The 19,928-nt window shown below is 38.5% G+C and carries 18 protein-coding genes; all 18 read right to left on the reverse strand.

The features are described 5' to 3' along the window. Positions 1-168: 168 nt before the first annotated feature. On the reverse strand, positions 169-2,130 hold the full coding sequence (locus EZV76_RS16090; RefSeq protein WP_136567578.1) for a heavy metal translocating P-type ATPase: 1,962 nt from the start codon (positions 2,128-2,130) through the stop codon (positions 169-171). Between the two features lie 33 nt (positions 2,131-2,163). Further along, positions 2,164-2,613, reverse strand: coding sequence for a hypothetical protein (locus tag EZV76_RS16095; RefSeq protein ID WP_236640946.1), 450 nt, complete (start codon positions 2,611-2,613; stop codon positions 2,164-2,166). Between the two features lie 261 nt (positions 2,614-2,874). Next, complete coding sequence (locus EZV76_RS16100) at positions 2,875-3,141, reverse strand: hypothetical protein (protein ID WP_025743379.1); 267 nt, start codon at positions 3,139-3,141, stop codon at positions 2,875-2,877. 25 nt (positions 3,142-3,166) lie between these two features. Then, positions 3,167-3,526 carry a SpoIIAA family protein gene (locus tag EZV76_RS16105; RefSeq protein WP_025743380.1) on the reverse strand — a complete coding sequence of 120 codons (360 nt, stop codon included), beginning with the start codon at positions 3,524-3,526 and terminating at the stop codon, positions 3,167-3,169. 178 nt (positions 3,527-3,704) lie between these two features. Next, a complete protein-coding gene (locus EZV76_RS16115) occupies positions 3,705-4,139 on the reverse strand; it encodes a Fur family transcriptional regulator (protein ID WP_136567580.1) in 435 nt (144 codons plus the stop codon). A 45-nt stretch (positions 4,140-4,184) separates the two neighbouring features. Continuing rightward, positions 4,185-6,713 carry a heavy metal translocating P-type ATPase gene (locus EZV76_RS16120; protein WP_136567581.1) on the reverse strand — a complete coding sequence of 843 codons (2,529 nt, stop codon included), beginning with the start codon at positions 6,711-6,713 and terminating at the stop codon, positions 4,185-4,187. A 9-nt stretch (positions 6,714-6,722) separates the two neighbouring features. After that, positions 6,723-7,070, reverse strand: a complete 348-nt coding sequence (locus EZV76_RS16125; protein WP_136567582.1) for a SpoIIAA family protein — start codon at positions 7,068-7,070, stop codon at positions 6,723-6,725. 44 nt (positions 7,071-7,114) lie between these two features. Beyond that, positions 7,115-7,537 (reverse strand): Fur family transcriptional regulator, encoded by a 423-nt coding sequence (locus tag EZV76_RS16130; protein WP_008992770.1) that lies wholly within the window; start codon positions 7,535-7,537, stop codon positions 7,115-7,117. Positions 7,538-7,553: 16 nt separating this feature from the next. Further along, the gene (locus EZV76_RS16135; RefSeq protein ID WP_026775392.1) at positions 7,554-7,892 is read right to left on the reverse strand and encodes a P-II family nitrogen regulator; all 339 of its coding nucleotides are present in this window, start codon (positions 7,890-7,892) and stop codon (positions 7,554-7,556) included. Between the two features lie 246 nt (positions 7,893-8,138). Next, positions 8,139-9,395 carry an efflux RND transporter periplasmic adaptor subunit gene (locus EZV76_RS16140; RefSeq protein ID WP_117020858.1) on the reverse strand — a complete coding sequence of 419 codons (1,257 nt, stop codon included), beginning with the start codon at positions 9,393-9,395 and terminating at the stop codon, positions 8,139-8,141. A 16-nt stretch (positions 9,396-9,411) separates the two neighbouring features. Next, positions 9,412-13,827: a CusA/CzcA family heavy metal efflux RND transporter gene (locus EZV76_RS16145; protein WP_136567583.1), complete on the reverse strand. Its 4,416-nt coding sequence runs from the start codon at positions 13,825-13,827 to the stop codon at positions 9,412-9,414. A gap of 119 nt (positions 13,828-13,946) precedes the next feature. Beyond that, positions 13,947-14,342, reverse strand: coding sequence for a hypothetical protein (locus tag EZV76_RS16150; protein WP_236640947.1), 396 nt, complete (start codon positions 14,340-14,342; stop codon positions 13,947-13,949). 74 nt (positions 14,343-14,416) lie between these two features. Continuing rightward, entirely contained in the window at positions 14,417-15,862 is a 1,446-nt protein-coding gene (locus tag EZV76_RS16155; RefSeq protein ID WP_028281656.1) for a type IV secretory system conjugative DNA transfer family protein, read from the reverse strand. Beyond that, positions 15,859-16,887, reverse strand: coding sequence for a MobB family relaxase (mobB, locus tag EZV76_RS16160; protein WP_025743390.1), 1,029 nt, complete (start codon positions 16,885-16,887; stop codon positions 15,859-15,861). The genes EZV76_RS16155 and mobB overlap by 4 nt, the downstream gene beginning before the upstream one ends. After that, entirely contained in the window at positions 16,887-17,435 is a 549-nt protein-coding gene (locus EZV76_RS16165; RefSeq protein WP_027126753.1) for a BfmA/BtgA family mobilization protein, read from the reverse strand. Before EZV76_RS16165 ends, mobB begins: the two co-directional genes overlap by 1 nt. A 531-nt stretch (positions 17,436-17,966) precedes the next feature. After that, positions 17,967-18,164: a hypothetical protein gene (locus EZV76_RS16170; RefSeq protein ID WP_008992777.1), complete on the reverse strand. Its 198-nt coding sequence runs from the start codon at positions 18,162-18,164 to the stop codon at positions 17,967-17,969. Between the two features lie 11 nt (positions 18,165-18,175). Continuing rightward, a complete protein-coding gene (locus EZV76_RS16175) occupies positions 18,176-18,556 on the reverse strand; it encodes a DUF6876 family protein (protein WP_025743391.1) in 381 nt (126 codons plus the stop codon). An 81-nt stretch (positions 18,557-18,637) separates the two neighbouring features. Next, on the reverse strand, positions 18,638-18,973 hold the full coding sequence (locus EZV76_RS16180) for a single-stranded DNA-binding protein (RefSeq protein WP_008992779.1): 336 nt from the start codon (positions 18,971-18,973) through the stop codon (positions 18,638-18,640). Positions 18,974-19,928: the final 955 nt, after the last annotated feature.

The following is a 19,928-nucleotide window of genomic DNA, read 5'->3' on the forward strand; positions in this document are numbered from 1 at the left end:
CAGAATAGATATAAAAGGAGAATCGATGAGAAGAAAATTAAAAAATAAAAACTAAGTTTAACCCAAGGATAGATCAAATCTGGGCAGTTCGTTTGCTATGGTCAGTTTTATCCGGCGAAGGTGGGTCAGTTTACCCGGCTTATCCATATTTTGAGACATTCTTTTATACTATTTCCAATTCATCTTCTGTAATCGAACCGCATTCAGAATGGCTAACAAGGCCACGCCTACATCGGCAAAAACTGCTTCCCACATCGTTGCCAGACCACCTGCGCCCAAAACCAAAACCACTGCTTTTACACCAAAGGCCAACCCAATATTCTGCCAAACGATGCGTCTTGTAGAACGTCCTATTTTTATGGCTCTAGCTATTTTACTTGGTTGGTCTGTTTGGATGATTACATCTGCGGTCTCTATCGCCACATCGCTGCCCAAACCACCCATTGCAATGCCAACATCGCTCGCTGCCAAAACCGGTGCATCGTTGATGCCATCGCCTATAAAGGCTACTTTAGTATTAAATTGTTTTTTCAAATGCTCAACTTCGTTGAGCTTATCTTCTGGTAACAAACCGCCTTTTGCAGTATCAATACTCATTTCTTTTGCCACTTGTTGGGTTATGGAATCCTTATCGCCGGAAAGCATTATGATTTTGGAAATACCGGATTCTCGAATTTGTTTGATGGCTTCGTGGGCATCTGCTTTCAATTCGTCTGCAATGATGACATAGCCAGCGAATTTGTTTTCAATAGAAACCATCACAACGGATTCTACAATGTTGTCGGTTTCAGATGGAACTTCAATATTATTTGAAGTCATCAATGGTTTATTCCCAACTAAAACAATTTTGCCATTGACCGTTCCCTTTAATCCTTTTCCTGCAACTTCAGTTACTTTGGTTGCCTGAAAATCTTCGCCATCAGCTTTGTATTCCATTATGGCCTTGGCAATGGGATGTGTTGATTGTTCTTCCATCGCCATCAGGTATTTCATCATTTCGGCTTCGCTCAATGACCCATTATTTACGACGACATTTTTAATTTTGAAAACACCTTTGGTCACAGTTCCGGTTTTGTCCATTACAACCGTGGTTACTTTTGTCATTTCGTCCAAAAAGGATGCGCCCTTAAAGAGAATCCCATTTTTGGATGCTGCTCCCAATCCACCAAAATAACCCAACGGAATAGAGATTACCAAAGCACACGGGCAGGAAATGACCAAGAATATCAATGCCCTGTATAACCAATCGCTAAACACGTATTCATCCACAAAAAAGTAAGGTAAAAATGTTAACCCAATCGCCAAGAACACTACAATAGGCGTATAAATTCTTGCAAATATTCTAATAAACAATTCTGTTTTCGATTTACGTGCCGTGGCATTCTGAACCATTTCGAGGATTCGTGCAATAGAACTGTCCTTAAATTCTTTGGTGGTTTCTATTTCAATTACACCGTCCAAATTTATGCTTCCCGCAAATACTTTTTCTCCCTTTGCAATGGTATCGGGTTTACTTTCGCCCGTTAAAGCCGCTGTATTGAACGAGCCTTTTTCAGAAAGTAAAATACCATCCAAAGGGATTTTTTCGCCCACACGAACTTGTACTTTTTCGCCAATGGCAACGGTTTCTGGATTTACAGAAATATAATTTTTGTTCCTATAGACCAAGGCTTCATTAGGTCGTACATCCAGTAATGCCTTGATGCTTCCCTTGGCTTTTTTAACCGCGGCACTTTGGAACAATTCGCCCACGGCATAAAATAGCATCACGGCAACACCTTCAGGATATTCGCCAATGGCGAATGCCCCTATTGTGGCAATTGACATCAAAAGAAATTCCGTAAAGAAATCTCCTTTTTTAATACTTTCCCAGCCTTCAATTATAACTGGAAATCCAACAGGAATATAGGCCATAACATACCAAACAATCCTTATCCAATCGGAAAAATGCGGGAAAATCTCCAGATAATCAACGATAATTCCAGTTATCAGCATTACAAAGCTGAATGTAGCGGGCAAATAAATTTTAAAAGTACTTGCGTTGTCATTACTGTTATGGCTACCATCATTGCCAATGCAACAATTTTCGCTGTCATTTATATGCTGTGAATTTTGCTTTTTCTTTTTCATTTATTTAAATTATAATTTTATTTAAATTCACAGTCATTCCAATCTCAACACCAATTGGGCAAACTGCACCTCTATGGTATCATCGATACCCTTTATTAAGGAATCCAAACCAGTATTTGAAACCAATAATTGTCCGGTTGCACTTATCAGGCAGGACATACTTACTCCTTGTTCTATATGGGTAATGGTTGCTTTAAATTGTGATTTAAAGGATTTCCCTTGATAAGTAACATCTATCAGCCAATTAAAGTTGATAGGGTCGTGCCGTTTTGATAAAAAATCTTGTGATGGAATTGTGCCAGTAAATCGTAGTATTAAAGGGTCTTCCCGCTGTTCTAAAAGGGCATTGATTTTAGGACTATCTGTTGATAAAGTCTTAAGGTCGAGTACACCATTGACCACTTTGGAATCATAATCAAGATATAGTGCCAATTTATGGCTTTCTGCCTTGACGGGTTTATTGTCAACCAAAGTCATCATCATAATATGACCTTCTTCAGTTGTATAAACTTTTTGGGCATTTACCTTATAATAACTAACCAACAAGATTATTAAAAAACAATGTTTAATATTCATAATGCCCATCTTTACTTGTATAATTTAAAAAAGCAGCTTCTACTTTTGCTTTTAATGCTATTAATCATTTTGCTTTAAAAAGCATCATAAAAGCTGCCTGCTATTAATTAAGTTTTCACTTAACTTATTTAAATAAAAAATTTCGCTCATTCCTATAACGATTTACCGCTACTTGTTATCTATATCCTTTTCTCTTTTACCGAAATAATAAATCAGCGCAACACTTGCACCTAATAAGCCAAACAGAGTGTTCTCAAAAATTTGATTCCCATTGATATTCAAAATTTCAATGAAATTATTTATTAAATATTGCCACCAATTAATTTCATAATTCTGTCTGCTAAACGTGAAAATTGTTATTCCAAAAGGTTGAAGGATAAAAACACCTACTGCAAACCCAATTAAAATGGTAATAAGAATGTTTTTTTTATTCATCGTTTGTCTTGTACAGTTATAAACTTTACAGGCTTTCAATCCAACTTTTGGCCTCTTCCTTTTGGTCTAAATTGAAATACTTAATATCGGCGTTGGTAAAAGGTTTCATAAATTGGGTTATCCAATTCTGCCATTTTTTATCTCCTACCATTGCTATTTTTTCATAGTCCGTGGCGTGGGCTGTGTCCATTTTCAGGTCTTCCCATAAACCAGGTAAATCCCAACCCGTAAAGTTGACCATCTCAAAATACCAACGGACTTTCATTCCCTTGTCCAGTATAGCGTGGATAAGTGGATGGATTTTTTCTATATCTTCTTTTCTCAATTTTCCCGAAGCTTTTGTTGCAACAATATTTTTTTCTTTTAACTCGATTATCTGTAACATTTTATATAGTTTTTAATTAAGTATTATCCTTCTAAATCATAAAACCATTCTTCCGCCCTTATGATGCCTTCTGATAATGATTTTTTTAGTTCTGTCATATTTTGTAGTTAAAGAGGGTGGAAGAAACCTGAACTGGACCATTGGGCGCAAGGGTTCAAGGTTCAAGTACTCCCACCTGTTATTTTTTTCTGCATTTTTCACAAATTCCTTTCAATACAAGGTTCACATCGTTCACTTCATAATCGTCTGGCAAGCTTTCTTCCGATATTTTATTTGGTAAACAGATTGTTTTCCTACAATCGGTACAATGAAAGTGCATATGTAAATCTGTACCGTATTTACCTTTGGCATTTTCATCAGAAATCGCATATTTTGACACCCCGACACCATCATTAATCTGATGAATCAACCCTTTATCCTCAAAAATCTTGAGATTGCGATAAAAGGTCGTTCTGTTGGCTGTTTTATTGGTTTCGCTCTTTTGAACAAAGGCTTTTTTTAAATCGGAAAAGGACACGGCACTTTGTTTCCTTTTCAGGAACTTGTATATCTTCGACCTCATTTGAGTAGGTCGAATCCCTTTAGCCAATAATGTTTTTTCCGTCTTTGTCATTTAATATTCTTTCAAAAAACCAGGTTCTTCTATGTCCCAATTTTTCTAATCTTTTTTATAAGCCAAAAGGCGCAGAGCATTGGCCACGACTACCAAGGTAGACCCCTCGTGAAACGCAACGGCAACCCCTATATTTGCCCAACTCAAAATGGTAGCCGGTATCAAAAGTGCCACAACCCCAAGGCTTACCCAAAGGTTCTGCTTGATTATGGCCTTTGCCTTCCTGCTCAAACCTATGGCAAAGGGCAGGGTTTCCAGTTTATCGGCCATTAGGGCAATGTCAGCCGTTTCCAATGCCACATCACTGCCCGCTGCACCCATTGCGATTCCTACGGTGCTGTTTGCCATTGCAGGGGCATCGTTCACACCGTCGCCAACCATTGCGACTTTGGATTCCTGTTCTTTTAATTTTTTAATGGCATCTACCTTTTCCTCTGGCAACAGGCTTCCCCAAGCATCGGTCAATCCAATTTCTTTAGCAACGGCATCGGCAACCTTTTGATTATCGCCAGTTAGCATTATCATCCGCTTAATACCGATTTCCTTTAATTTTTTAAGGGTTTCCTTGGCCGCTTCCCGTGGGGTATCCATCAGGGCGATGATACCTATATATTCTTTGTTCCTTCTTATGAGCATTGTGGTATTTCCACCACCTTCAAGTTCTTTTACTTTATTCGATATTTCTTCGGATGGTATTGCTTCATCGAGGTCTTCGTACAAGTCAAGGTTTCCAATATAGATTTTATCCTTGCCAAAGGACGCTTTGATACCTTTTCCTAGAACCGCTTCCAAATCTGACGCATCGGTAATATCAGTACCTTTCAGACGCTCTTTCCCATCCCTTACGACGGCTTTGGCCAAAGGGTGGTCGCTCAAGTTTTCAACGGCAACGGCTATCTTTAACAGTTCATTTTCTTCAATATTTCCCAGTGGTACTACTTCGGTAAGTTTGGGCTTGCCTTCGGTAAGCGTGCCCGTTTTATCAAAAGCCAAAGCGGTAATGACCCCTAAATCCTCAAGTGGTCGCCCACCTTTGATAAGTACACCGCCCCGTGCTGCCCGTGCCACACCGCTTAATACCGCACTTGGTGTTGAAATGGCGAGTGCACAGGGGCTGGCAGCTACCAATACTGCCATTGCACGGTAAAAACTGGCACTAAACGGTTCATCAATGACCAAAAAGGCAAAGAGTAGGATACTAACCAATATCAGTACGGATGGTACAAAATATTTTTCAAACTTGTCGGTCAACAGTTGGGTAGGGGATTTCTGGGTCTGTGCCTCGTTGACCAATTTGACCAGTCGGGACAGCGTAGAGTCTTTGGCTTCTTTGATTACCTTTATTTCCAGAGTATTATTACCGTTGATAGTTCCAGCAAAAACGCGGTTTTCGTCCTTGATATCATCGTCTGCTGAATAGTCCTTGCCCGTATCTTCCACAGGAATTTTGTCCACAGGTACACTTTCCCCTGTGATAGGTGCTTGGTTGACACTGCTTTTTCCTTTGACCACAACACCATCGGCAGATATTTTACTGTTGGGCTTGACCACAATGATATCACCTATAATTAATTTTTCAATCCCGACTTCTTCTGTCTTGCCATCTTTTTTGAGCAATGCCGTTTTTGGTGCCAAATCTGCCAGTGCCGCAATGGACTTTCGGGCCTTTTCCATTGCATAATGTTCAAGGGCGTGCCCCAAACTAAACAGGAACAATAACAATGCACCTTCTGCCCATTCTCCCAGAATGGCGGCACCAATGGCGGCAACCAACATTAAGAAGTCAATTTCAAAACCGCCTTTGGCGACGGTCTGTACTGCTTCCTTGGCCGTAAAGAAACCACCGAAAAAGTAAGCGCCAATGTATAAAGTAAGACTGACCCAATCTGGGATGGATTCCACATAGGAAAGGCCGAAACCTATTCCGAGAAGTGCCCCACAGATAATGGAAAAAATGAGCTCCGTATTTTTACCGAAAATACCACCGTGGGCGTGCTCTTCTCCTTCCTCGTGGGTCTCGCCTTCTTTGTACTCGTGTCCCTCTGTGGAAGTTTGCTCTTTAGTCTCTTCCTTCTTTGAACGCTCCTGTTTTTTGGATGCTTTGGTGTAATCATTTTCGTTTGAAGCACTGCGTTGAACCTGAAGGTCTTCCTTTTCAATTTGTTTGCTTATTTCATCAAAATTTGTTTGCTTTTTATCAAACTCAAGTCGTACCATTCCAGAGCCTGAAACGGAAGCTTCCAAAACTCCATTGATTGCCAAAAGGCTTTTCTCTATGGAACGAGCCTGTCTTGTGTGTCTGATTCCTTTAACTTCAATGAGCAAATGCCCGTATTTTTCGGTAATCTCGGCACCAGTACTTTCGGCGAGGGATTGAATGCGGTCGATGGAAATGATATCTGGGTCATAATGAAAACAGAGCTGTGGCACATTAGCTCCGTTTGCATCGGCAATGTGCACTTTTTCGATGCCCTCTTTAGCTTGTAGTTTTTGAATAAGCCTTTCAACACAAGAATCTTTTTCGTTAGGAACTTGCGGAAGGATGACCGGTATTTTTAGTTGTAGTTTTTCCATTTTTTATTTTTATTTTATCCACTCTTTGGCATCGTCTTTTTCTTCGGTCTTATAAAATTTTATATGGGCTTCTGAAAAAGGAAGCAATACCTCGGTAAATTGCTCTTGCCATTTAACGCTACCCACCAAAGCAACACGCTTTAAATGCTTTTCATTCGGAAGATTTAATTCAATAACCTTCCAATAGGCACTTACCGTCCAGCCTTCAAAATTTTGCATTTCAATGTACCAGAACACTTCCTGATATGCATTTATGTGTTCTGTTAAGACCGGTATCAAGTTTTCATAATCCTTGGCATCCAGCTTATTCTCTGCTACCATATATACCGTAGCCTCTTTTTTATAGATTGTTATCATTGCTAATTATTTATAAATGATAATTGAATTTAAAAACCAAAGGTTTAATCCAAATTGCCACTGCATTTTTCGCAGATACCCTTTACCACCAAGTTGATATCCTCGGTAATATAACCATCAGGCAAGTTGATATGAGGGATTTTATGTTCTGTTAAACAGACCGTCTCATTACAATTGTTGCAATGAAAGTGCAAATGAAGGTCGTTGCCGACCTCGCATTCACAATTTTCTTCGCAAAGGGCGTATTTTATAATTCCTGTCCCATCCTCGATTTGATGCACAATACCTTTTTCTTCAAACGCTTTCATAGTCCTAAATAGGGTACTTCTTTCACTGACCTTAAAATCCTTTTCCAAGTCGCCAAGGCTGATGGCAACATTCAACTCTGCCAACCGCTTATAGGTCATAAGGCGCATAGCTGTAGGCCGTATTCCTTTGCTTTCTAAAAATTGAACTATTTTTTCCATTTGTTTAAAAAGAGGTTTACAGGTCGTGCCGTTTTAAGGAATCTCCTGTTTTAATCTGAAAGGCATCTTCAATATTTGCTATATAAATAATACCATCTCCAGGCCCGTCGGTTTTGGCGTTGGCTATAATTGTTTCAATGGCCGCTTGGGCTTCCTCATTTTGACAGACCAATTCCAATTTTACCACAGGACTATCTGTTACGTGAAAATCTAGCGACGGTCTTGCACCTTTTGCCTTGAATGCGCCCGTGCCTTCTGCTTGTGAAAGGGTCATACTTTCAAATCCATTGTCAGAAAGTGCTTCAATGACTCTTTGGATTCGGTTCGGTTTTATAAATGCTTTTATTTCTTTCATCTGTTGATATTTATTTGTTTTTTAATGGTCATATGTAATTACTCACATCGTTTTTATTTTATTTAAAGGTGTTCGTGAATCTCTGATTTCGCCAATCAACATTTCGGTTGGTATCCAAAATTGTTGTGGCTCATTTCATATTTTAAATTTTTAATCGATTTTGAACCGAGCCTGTTTTTCTAATTTTTAACTAACTAATTAAGACGATAAACAAACTCGGACTCAAAACCTTTGATTATTATTGAATTAATGTCCGTGTTCCAGTTCGCCCTTAACCATTTCCGAAGACAGGTTATAAGCTCCGTTTATGACCACTTTGGCATCCTTTGAAACTTCAGCAGGAAGATTGACTTCAACAAAACCTAAATCGGTAATACCAACCGTTACGGGTATCATTTTGAATTTCATTTTGTCAGATTCCATTTCCTCATCTTCATCCAAAATGAAAATGAAGGATTGCTCGCCTTCCTTTATAATGGCGGCTTCCGGTACGGCAAAACCCTTTTTATCGCCCTGCACTATGCGCCCTTCCACATACATACCTGGCAAAAGGTTTTTATCCTTGTTTTCTATATCTGCAAGAACTTCCAAAGCTTTTGGGTCAGACTCGAAAGTTTTGCCTACAGACCGAACGGTGGCCTTAAGCAGTTCATCTGGGCGAGAGGCCGTGGAAAAATATATCTGTTGCCCTTGCTTGATTTGCTTTATGTCCTTTTCATATACTTTGAAGTTGACATAAATTTTTGAATTATCGCTTATTGAGAACATTTTGGATTGTTGTGCCACGTAATCGCCAAGGCTAATCATTACTTCATCCACGTAACCACTTATGGGCGTGGTAATGGGAACAGCGGGATATATTTGGCCTTCCGCCACTTTGTCTGGGTTAATTCCCAACAGTCTCAATTGGGACCGCAAACCATTGACGCTGGATGTTGTAGAACGAAATTTTGACTGTGCCATCTGAAATTCCTTACCAGAAGAAACGCCTTTATCATAAAGGGTCTGCTTACGTTCAAAATCCTGTTTCAAAAACACCAGTTCGTCATTTTTTTCCTGATAATCCTGTTGCATTGCAATGATATCTGGGTGTTCTATATATGCCAGCACCTGACCTTTGTTTACGTTATCTCCAGGGATGACTTTTATGGAACTCACATTTCCACCAACAAACGGGCTTATGTTCGCCTTGTCCTGTGGGAAAAGTTCCAGCGTTCCTGTTACCTTAATGTTGTTCCCTAAATTACGTTCCTCCAAAGGTTTCATTTCCAAACCAATGGTTTCGGCCTGTTGCTTTGTGAGCTCCACAACACCTTCTTCCTCACTATGACCTTCTTCTTCTCCTTCATTGTGGCCTTCCTCGCCGTGTGCATCTTCTCCAGCTTCATTGGTTTTTGATACGCCTTCGGCTTCGTTATGCCCAAGTTCAGATTTTGGAGCATCATTACAACTCATAAACATAAGTGTAAATAATACGGTGCTTACTAATAATATATTCTTCATTTTTCTTTTTTTAAGGTTATAAATTGCCCAATTGATATTGCATATCAATGGTCTGCTGGTTAAACTGATTGATGTACTGTAAATGATTTTGTTTTATCCTGATGGCACTGTTGAGAATCGTGATGTAATTGACATAATCTATTTCGCCTTCCTTGGATGCCAATTGCGCTGTGGTAATTTGTTGTTCTGCCAACAATAGTGCGCCTTCTTCGTAATATTGCAAAATCTTCTTTGTCTTTTCAAGAGATTTGGCCAACTGCGACACGCGACTTTCTGTAACCGCCTTTTGCTCCAAATACTGATTCTCTGCTACCATTGCGTCTGCCTTGGCTGCCTTTACCCTTGACTTCTGGGGAAAAAACCACAACGGAATACTAATACCTGCCTGATAGGTGTTGAAGCCTGACACTTCATCTACTACTTGTCTTCCATAGGAAAAACTGAATTTCGGTAGGAATTGTGATTTCTCAACACCCACGTTTGCTTTACTTACTTCGGCATTTTGTAATGCATATTGCAACATTGGGTTATTGGCCACCGAAATGGAATCCAATGTCGCCATAAAATCCAATGTTTTGTATGGTTCACTAATGGTCTCAATGGATTCATCGGTTCCTAAATATTGTTTTAAGGCGCGCTTGGCAATTTCAATATCATCAAAGGCTTGTTGCCTTAATACTTGAATCTGTTGAAATTCGGAAGAGGCTGAAATAAACTCCAATTTACCTGTTTCTCCCGTATCATAGCGAAGTTGGGCAGCGGTCTTAAAATTGGCATAAATACTGTCCAATTGGTCTGCAAAGCGCAACTGTGCCTTATAATAATTAATTTGGTCATACGCCTGCATCACATTACGCACCAATTGTTGTTCACTGGCCACATAAAACTTTTCTCCCAAGGCAATACGCTCTTTGTAAAACTTCGATTTTGAAAAACCGGAAAGCAAATCAATGTTGCTCTGTTGTACACCAACGGTTGTCTGCACTCCAGGAAGATTATTTCCATATTCTTCTTTGCCCGTGAAAACTTGAGTGCTACCAAGGTCAAAACTCGTTCCCTTTAGTGCCTTTTCCCGTTCAATAAATGCTTGGCTTTCTTTAAGTGATGGATAATTCTGTTTAGCCACAGCAATGGCCTCATCAATGGTCAAGGTCTTTGGGATTGTACCATCTTGATTGGTGTCTTGGGCAAATGAAGTACTAGAAGCCATCAAACCTCCAACCATCAAAAATATGGTTATAATATTCGTGGATTTGTTGATATAGCTTACATCGCCATCATTTTCTTTCTTTTCTTTTCGTGATTCAAGCCAATAGTATAATACGGGAAGGACTACAAGCGTTAAAAAAGTAGCTGTAAGCAATCCTCCAATAACAACCGTTGCTAAAGGTCGTTGCACTTCCGCGCCACCAGAGGTAGAAACCGCCATTGGGATAAAGCCCATAATGGCTGCGGTTGCCGTCAATAAAATTGGGCGTAAACGCTCGTGGGTGGCTTCGTATATTCTGTCTTTTAAGTTTGTCATTCCACTTTCTTTTAATTCATTGAATTTGTTTATCAGTACCAATCCGTTTAAAACTGCAACCCCAAAGAGCACGATAAAGCCAACACCTGCGGAAATGCTAAAAGGCATTCCTCTTATCCAAAGAGCAAATACGCCACCAATGGCCGCCAAAGGCACTGCCATATAAATCATTACCGATTGTGAGAATGAGCTCAAGGCAAAATAAAGCAATATGAATATTAAGAAAAGTGCAATAGGCACTACAATCATCAATCGGTCAGAAGCACGTTGTAGGTTTTCGAACGAACCTCCGTAGGTTACAAAATAACCAGGTGGCAATTTTACTTGTGTTTCCAGTTTTTGCTGTATTTCCTCGACCATCGATTTTACGTCACGGCCACGGACATTGACCCCTACTGAAATACGACGGGAGGTATTGTCCCTTGAAATTTGCATCGGTCCGGGTTTATAACTGATTTCCGCCACTTCCTTTAATGGTACTTGCGCTCCATTTGGTAAATCGATATAAAGATTTTTAAGGTTGTTGATGTCTTGTCTAAATTCCTTTGCCAATCGGATAACCACATCGAACCGTTTTTCGCCTTCAAAAATTACACCTGCTTCTTCTCCTGCAAAGGCGGCACTTACATAATCATTCAATTTATCCACGGTTACACCGTATTGTGCCATTTTTGCGCGATTGTATTCCACCGTCATTTGAGGTAAGCCACTTGTAGCTTCCACATTGAGGTCAGCCGCTCCGGGTACAGTTCTAATGACCGCAGCGATTTCCTGTACCTTGTCTGCCAAAACGCCCAAATCTTCCCCATATAGTTTAATGGCAACATCTTCTCGGACACCCGTCAATAATTCATTAAAACGAAGTTCTACAGGTTGGGTAAACACGAAATTTACGCCTGGAACAACTGAAATTTTTTCCTGTATTTTTTCGATAAGTTCTTCTTTGCTGTCTGCTGAAGTCCATTTGCTCTTATCTTTTTCAAGAATGATATAACTATCCGCAATGTCCATAGGCATTGGGTCGGTTGGGATTTCGGCAACCCCAATTCTTGAAATTACTGTTTTTACTTCTGGAAATTCATTGATTAAATTTTGAAGTTTTTTTGAAGCCTCGATGGACTCGGTAAGACTGCTACCTGGTTTTATCAACGCTTGAAACGCAATATCGCCCTCATCAAATTTTGGGATAAATTCGCCGCCCATGTTGCTGAAGATAAATCCTGCGATTAATAGTAGGGTAACTGCGCCTATAACGACACCAGCCCGAAAACGAAGTGCAAAATTGAGCAACGGTACATATCCTCTATTTAGCCCAGACATTATTTTATCACTGAACCTATCAATTTTATTTTCAAACTTGGCAAACCAACCGTTTTGGTTCTTTGCTGGTTTCAAGAACATCGACGAAATCATTGGGACGTAAGTAAGACAAAGGATAATCGCTCCTAAAACGGCAAATCCAAAGGTAAAAGCCATTGGACGGAACATTTTTCCTTCCACACCAGTCAAAAAGAGAATCGGTGTAAATACAATAAGGATAATCAATTGTCCGAAAAATGCCGAATTCATCATCGTACTTGCCGATTCGTAGGCTATTTCATCCATTTCGGGCTGACCTATGGCAGTTGTGGTTTTTTTCATCCGTTGATGGATATGAAAAACCATTCCTTCAACAATGATTACCGCACCATCCACGATGATTCCAAAGTCGATTGCACCCAAGGACATTAAATTTGCCCACACCCCAAATTGTTTCATCAAAATAAATGCGAAGAGCAGTGATAATGGGATTACCGAAGCTGTAATCAAACCACCACGGAAGCTTCCCAACAATAGCACCAAAACAAAAATCACAATCAGCGAACCTTCAATAAGGTTTTTCTCGACTGTACTTGTGGTTCTTCCTATCAATTCACTTCGACTTAAAAACGGTGCTATATAAACACCTTCCGGCAAGGATTTTTGTATTTCATCAATACGGTTTTGTACATTTTCTATCACAGTACCAGGGCTTTCGCCTTTAAGCATCAAAATCTGTCCGCCTACAGATTCGTGACCGTCTTGGGTAAATGCACCATAACGCACTTGGTTTCCGTAACCCACTTTTTCGGCAACGTCCCTTACCAAGACAGGGCTTCCATTTTGAGTGGTCACAACCGTGTTTTCCAAATCGGCGATACTTCGAGCCAGCCCTTCGCCACGGATAAAATTGGCTTGGTGGTTTTTTTCAATGTAAGCACCACCGGTATTGGCATTGTTCACTTTAAGAGCTTCAAATACCTGATTCATTGTAATGCCAAAACTTTTTAGTTTATCAGGATTAATGGCAACTTCGTATTGTTTTACATAACCTCCAAAGGCATTGACCTCGACTACGCCTGGCACTAAAGCCATTTGGCGTTTTACAATCCAATCTTGGATGGTGCGAAGCTCCATTGCATCATATTTGTCTTCATAGCCTTCTTTTACTTTTAAGGTATATTGAAAAATTTCGCCCAGACCTGTTGTTATGGGAGCCATAAAAGGTGTGCCAAAACCTTCGGGGATTTCTCCGGCAACTTCGGTTAATTTCTCCTGTACCAATTGCCGTGGCAGATAAGTGCCTGCCTCGTCCTTAAAAACAATGGTAACCACGGACAGCCCAAAACGGGATACTGAACGCAGCTCGATGACGTCAGGAAGATTGGCCATTGCCAATTCTACGGGATAGGTAACAAATTGTTCTATATCTTCTGTCCCCAAGTTTGGGGCCACGGTTATTACCTGTACTTGGTTGTTTGTTATATCGGGTACAGAACCCAAGTTTATAGTGGCCATAGACCAAATGCCCGTACCAACAAGTGCCACTATAAATAAGCCAATAATAAATTTATTATTAATGGAAAATGAAATGATTTTGTTAATCATAGAAAAAGTATTAATTCAGTTTAAAACTTACGATGCGAATAGGTGCAACGCATTTATATAGCAATGCCTATCTTGAGAAGCATCACGTTAGGATATAGCTATCCTTAAAAAAAACTGAATTATACTTTAGGGGGTTGGAAAAGCGATTCCAAATATCTGGAAGAGAAGTTTACTTTATGTAAGTTAACCTGTTTTTTTCCTTCAAACTTTAATTGATTAATTAAAGCCAAATTGTTGTTCTCAATCATTAACACTAAAGGGTGACAACATTGCTGATGGGAATGGATTGGTGTATTCTCCTTATCAGGGTTATGATGATGCCCTTCATTTTTTGCACCATTGTCAATGTAATCTTCGACTACGTATTCAAGGAAAGAGTCTCCATAAACTTTATGGCCTTGATAATGGGTAATAATGCTTGAAATTTCTTTAATTGGCCCACAAAAGTCCATATCAATGCTGATTCCCTGAAAAAAGAATAAAATAGACATTGATATGGAAAAGAATATTTTCATAAAGTTTGACAAAGATACAAATTAATCGATGCACAGGTTGTGCAAAAACTATGGTTGTTCTTTATTTACTAATTTTAGTTAACCTTAAATATAGATTTTGCCTCTCTATAAATCCGTTCAAAATTGAGCTTTAATTCATCGGTTGTAAAATGTTGATGAGGATTTGGTATTTCTCTTTTAATCGTTTGTAGTTTAAATTGAACTCTTTTATCTTTGCCATCAGCAAAAGTTATAAACTCGCCTTGTTTCAAACGGAAAAAAACATCTGCTCTACGTTTAGAAACTTCTTTTTCGCCTGTGGTAATTCTCGTATCAAAATTTAGATTGTGTCCACGATTTATACTTGTGGTTTCCTTACGAACAATCTCAAAGAAACGCTCATAATATTTTGCAGTATCTGGGTCATTAACTTTGCCGAAAAACTGATAGGAAAGATTGCTCAAAATAGCCTTACTCGCTTTGTCTCCATATAGCATATCATTCTGAATTTTATCCTGCATCACGTAAATTGTGGCAATATCATAGCTTCTTAAAGTTGCGGGAATGCGGTGCATATTAAGCAGCTTTATGGTTGGGGCTTCTTCCATCATTAAAAATGACGACTGTTGACCTCTCACGCTCATTTGCTTGATGACTGTGTGCATAATTGCAGCGATGATAGGCGAGTAAGCTGATTCATATTTGGGATGGTTCACGATGCAGATAACAGCAGGATTGTCCTTGCTGTTGATATTCAATGGTACTTCATCTTTTGACAAAGCCATAAACAACTGTTGTGAACCTATCTTTTTAAAGGCATTGGCCAATGTGCTTTTCACACCTGCCGTTTGTTTGTCAGAATCCATTCCGTTGATAAAAGCACTTGCCATACTTCGGGAAGTGATATTTGAGCTCACAAAAGTAACCAACTGTTTGGTAGTCATCGATTGAAAAATAGCAATCAAATGGGGCAGGGTGCAATATTGAGGATAGGACGTTTTTAGTTTCCAAATCATTCCACCCATCAAACCTTCAACAGCATCACTGAAGAATTTTGTGGTACTGTTTGTACTGGATTCGTTGAACTCCAAAAGATTTTCAATGAGTACCTTGGATAATTCATTCACACTTTCCTCATTGGGCAAATATCTTGGGGTAATTGGGTTTACACAATAATGGATTTGGTCAAAAGCTATGGTATAGAATTTAATATCCTTTTCTTTAAATAATGGGTAGGCAATTTCGGTAAGTTCAAAATCCTTGTAATCGTGTATGATACCACAAAATTGATGGGTACTAAAATGCTGTAAAAAATTATAGATAACACTTTCTGTTTTACCGCTTCCCGCAGAGCCAATAATCGATGCACCTCGCTTGATATTTTCGATTTGAAATTTTCCACGACGAAGTTTAAAGCGTACCTGATATTTCTTATCTCCGTTTTTGGGCTCTTCTTGATGAAGAAACACATATAAAACTGTACTGACAAACAATACCGGAACAACAATAAAAAGGATGATATGTGGTATTGACATACTCATATCCCAATAGAACCCGACTGTATTGCTCGGTCAATCCCTTTTTTTAACTTGTTGATTATCTTTAATGCCAACTGTACTTTGTTTGTTGGAATATTCATTATGGGTACACCAGATTTGGCAAGTATTTTATAGGCAGTTGCCTTTTCATTGGTTGGCAATCCCGAAAGAATTGAGAAATACAACTTTGGATTTTTCAGGAATGTTTTACGTGCCTTATAAGTTTCAACATAGTTTCGTTTGTATTGAAATAGAGTGTCAAACGTTTTTTCAGAAGCCTTAAAGAATTTGTCCCTATCAAAACCACGTTTTACAGGTTTGCCATTAAAAACGGTTTCCGAAGCTTTGTACTTGCTACCAGGGGACAAACTGTATTTATTGGACATATCCTTTCTGCTCACAATAATATGGATATGGCTTTGAGAGCCTTCTTTAGGCATCCCTCTAACAATGCGTTTTCCATCTTGTTGATGTGGTGCTTCTTTTTCCAATCGGGACATCGTTTGCTGTAATTTTTTGATGTTGCCTTCTAATTCGCCACTTTTAATTTTCCGGATATCGTTCTTAATTTGAAGTATCTTGGTGGCATAAGGTTGGTTCTCCTGAATTTTCCTATCCGTTCCCTTATACGTACGCTGATGCTCAATTTTGGCATAGTATATAATGTCATCTACAGTAACAGCTCGTCCGTTTATTTCCCGATTAAAAGATTTAGCGTACTCTTTCATCAATTCTCGGGTGTACTTTTTCAGTTCCTCGGAATGATTTTGCAATCGCTTCAATTCATAAGCACTCGGATTGACTGTAATGGAATAAAACTTTGGTTCGGTCTTTTTGAGTTTAGCCGTATTTCCGTCAATTTCTTTAATGACTTCCTTACCTGATATTTCTTCGCCATACTGATTGAAAAAATGTTCCATTTCATCAATGGATTTGTCATCGTTTTCTTTTTCGAGATAAGCGACAAAATCGGAAACGCTCTGTGCATAATTGCCATCTAATGTCTGTTTGGTTACTGTGATATACATTATAATTTTTGTTTAATGTTTTCAAATTCATCTTTGCTTAAATCCAGTTTTAAATAGCCACCTCCAAAACTGCTTTTAACATAAGTGGTCTTATCAATGATTTTTTCTAAATCATATTTTACGGAATGGAATTGTTGTTGAACTTCTTCGTACCGATTTCGATAATGATTCAGTTCCTCATTTTCTGTAATCAATTCCTGTTGTTCAAATTCAAATAATTCTTCTTGTGCTTCTTCCTCTTTTGGATTCTCCTGAAAGAGCAGTTCCAACATTGCATTGGTGGGTTTGGTCTGGTTTTTTTCAATATCCCTAATAATGGCTACAAGTGCATTGATTCGTTTTTTTAAGCTATTCTCTAAAGTCTTCATATTTGCACCCAAAGATTCATTTGGGGATAGCTCGTTCAAATCGAAAAAGTTCATCATTGCTTCCAACGTATCAGTATGTGAATGGGTAATTTCCTTGGAAAATTTCCGAAAGCGAGTTGCCACTTTAGGTTTAATACTAATGGCAGAAAAACTGTATTTCTTTTGATGATTTGAACTCATTTACTGTAAAAAATTGCCGTTTTATAGGGGTTTCAAAAGGATTTACTGTAAAACTTTGTTATTTCTCTATTTTATATAACCAGTAATTATTTGAATATCAAATAATTACAACTAAAAACCAATCGTTAACATCGCCTTGGCGTGTTACCCTCTTGCTTCTCAAATTCGTCCCGCAGGGACAAAATTTTTCAAACAACCTGACTGAAAAGTCAGTTGCTTTTTTTCGGAATAAAAAATTCCGATATGTTTAATTTTTGATGGGTATCATTATCGGCGAAAGTCAAATCAAAATGGGATAACGATACTTTAAATTGATACTGCTAACAGTCTTTTAAAGATATTCTATTTAGATATAATATTGAAATACAGATTGTTTCCAAATGGTTAGTTTTGATACCAAAAAATAGGATTTTTATAAAAAAGTAAATTTAAGACGTCGAGTTTTTGAATATTGGCTCTTGTAAATTTGAAAAAAGTAAAGCACAAAAAAAGACCTCTGAAAGTTCAAAGGTCTTAATTCTTGTTTTTATTTTAGATGTTAAAAACGTACTGATATGAATATAGATTTTTTATCGCTTCTTCGTCCAATATCTTATCATAATCCATATGATGTTCATTGGCGTAGGCTTTAAGGTCGTTCCCAAATTTGCTTTCTATATCTTCTTTTGAAACGGAAAGTAGATGTTGTTGGGTTTCGTCATCGAGGTTGTTATAATTTAGATAAATCATAGCCTTACTTTTTAATATTCGCTTGTAAGCATCAACGTATTATCCACAAAATACAACCGTAGTTCATCCAAAGGAAAATCGGTAAAATTGTATCGGTGTATTTCAAATATATTCCCATTTCCATCGCTGTAAATTATTTCAGCTTCATAGCCTGTATAATCCTGTTCCTCTTCCGATAGCCTTTTAAAATCTATTGTTATAAAATGGCTTCGGTTTAGCAAACTTTTGGCGATTACTGAAACATCGGTAATGAGCCAAAAACACTCTGCTACGTTGGCTAAATATTTCAGTCCGTTTGTAAATCGGGTGCGTATTAATGGGATTTGATAGAACATTTCAGAACCGTGAAAATGTTGCAATCCTTCTTTTATTTCGTTAACTTGTGCTTTCATTGTTATATCTTTTTAGAATTAATGATGAAAAGAAGAGGGCACAAACTAATTGAAAACTGGTATTAGTGCCCTCTTTACTTTTTACTTACTACCTAATAATAGGATTTCATCGGCTATCACTTCGGTAACATAGCGTTGATTGCCATCGTCCGTGGTATAGGTTCGGGTCTTTAGTTTTCCAACAACTCCGATTTCTTTGCCCTTTTCGGCATACTTTTCGATAATTTCAGCAGTTTTGCCCCAAGCGACAACGGTGTGCCAATTGGTATCCGTTTGCTTTTCGCCCTTGCCGTTTTTGTAGTATTCATTGGTTGCCAATGATAAACGGGCTACTTTCTTACCGCTTTCAAGGTTCGTAATAGTTGGTTCTTGCCCAACATTTCCAATTAACTGTACGTGATTTTTAATAGTACTCATAATAAAAGATTTAAAAGATTAATATTTCCCTTTTTGATTTAAACTGAATTAAATTTTAAGGGGTGTTTGTATGATTTCTTTCGTGCTCCGCACAATGGATGAAGTGGGTTTTGTCAAGACTTTTAGGGAATAAATCAGGTGTGTTTGCGACGTAGTAAAATCCTTGGATTTTCAAGGAAGTAGAAACCTTATTTTTGCCTAAAACTTGTACAGTCTTGACAAGTTCCATAATGGTATTAGCAATTCTTATAAAGCCATTTGTGACGAGAGCGTACCGACAGTTAAGCGAACAGAGCAAATGGCTTTATTTTAGAATTGGTTATGCCATACCTGTTTTTCGCTGTCCCGAAAAACAATAAAGGCTTCATCTATTATAAACCCCTTAAAATGTGTGAGGCAAAGGTTCGGTTTTTAAGAATTATCGAGTAAAGACCAAAGTAGGCTTTGCCGTTAATTCTGTTAAGAAAATCGAGGCTTTGACTTTCCGATTACAAGCGGACTGGATTCACGGTTTTGGTTTGGGAATGTAGCGTTCCTTCCCAGCGAAGCGGGAAGGGGAAGCGGAATGGAAAACCAAAAACGGGAATTGGGTCCAAGATTTTTTATAGAGAAGCTCTTTGCCCGAAATGTAGCTTTTTGCGAAATGTAGCGGGAAAGTGCTGAACGGATTATAGAACCAAATTATTCTTTTGAAGTAGGATTTAAAGCGGACTTGACTTTAAAGATGTAGATTGGAATAGAGTTTGACCACTTCCCGAATTTTCTCGGGAATGAGTAGGCAAGTGGAATGGAAATCGGAATCTTTGAAGTTGTGTCCAAGACCTTTTTTGAGTGAAGCGCTTTTCCCGGAATGAAGCTTTCGCGGAATGTAGGGGAATGTGCTGAATGGGATTATAAATCTAATGGCATAAAAAACCTCCCTACCAGAGTAAGAAGGTTTTACAGTTATAATCAA

The sequence above is a fragment of the Flagellimonas alvinocaridis genome (assembly GCF_004916895.1).
Taxonomy (GTDB): domain Bacteria; phylum Bacteroidota; class Bacteroidia; order Flavobacteriales; family Flavobacteriaceae; genus Flagellimonas; species Flagellimonas alvinocaridis.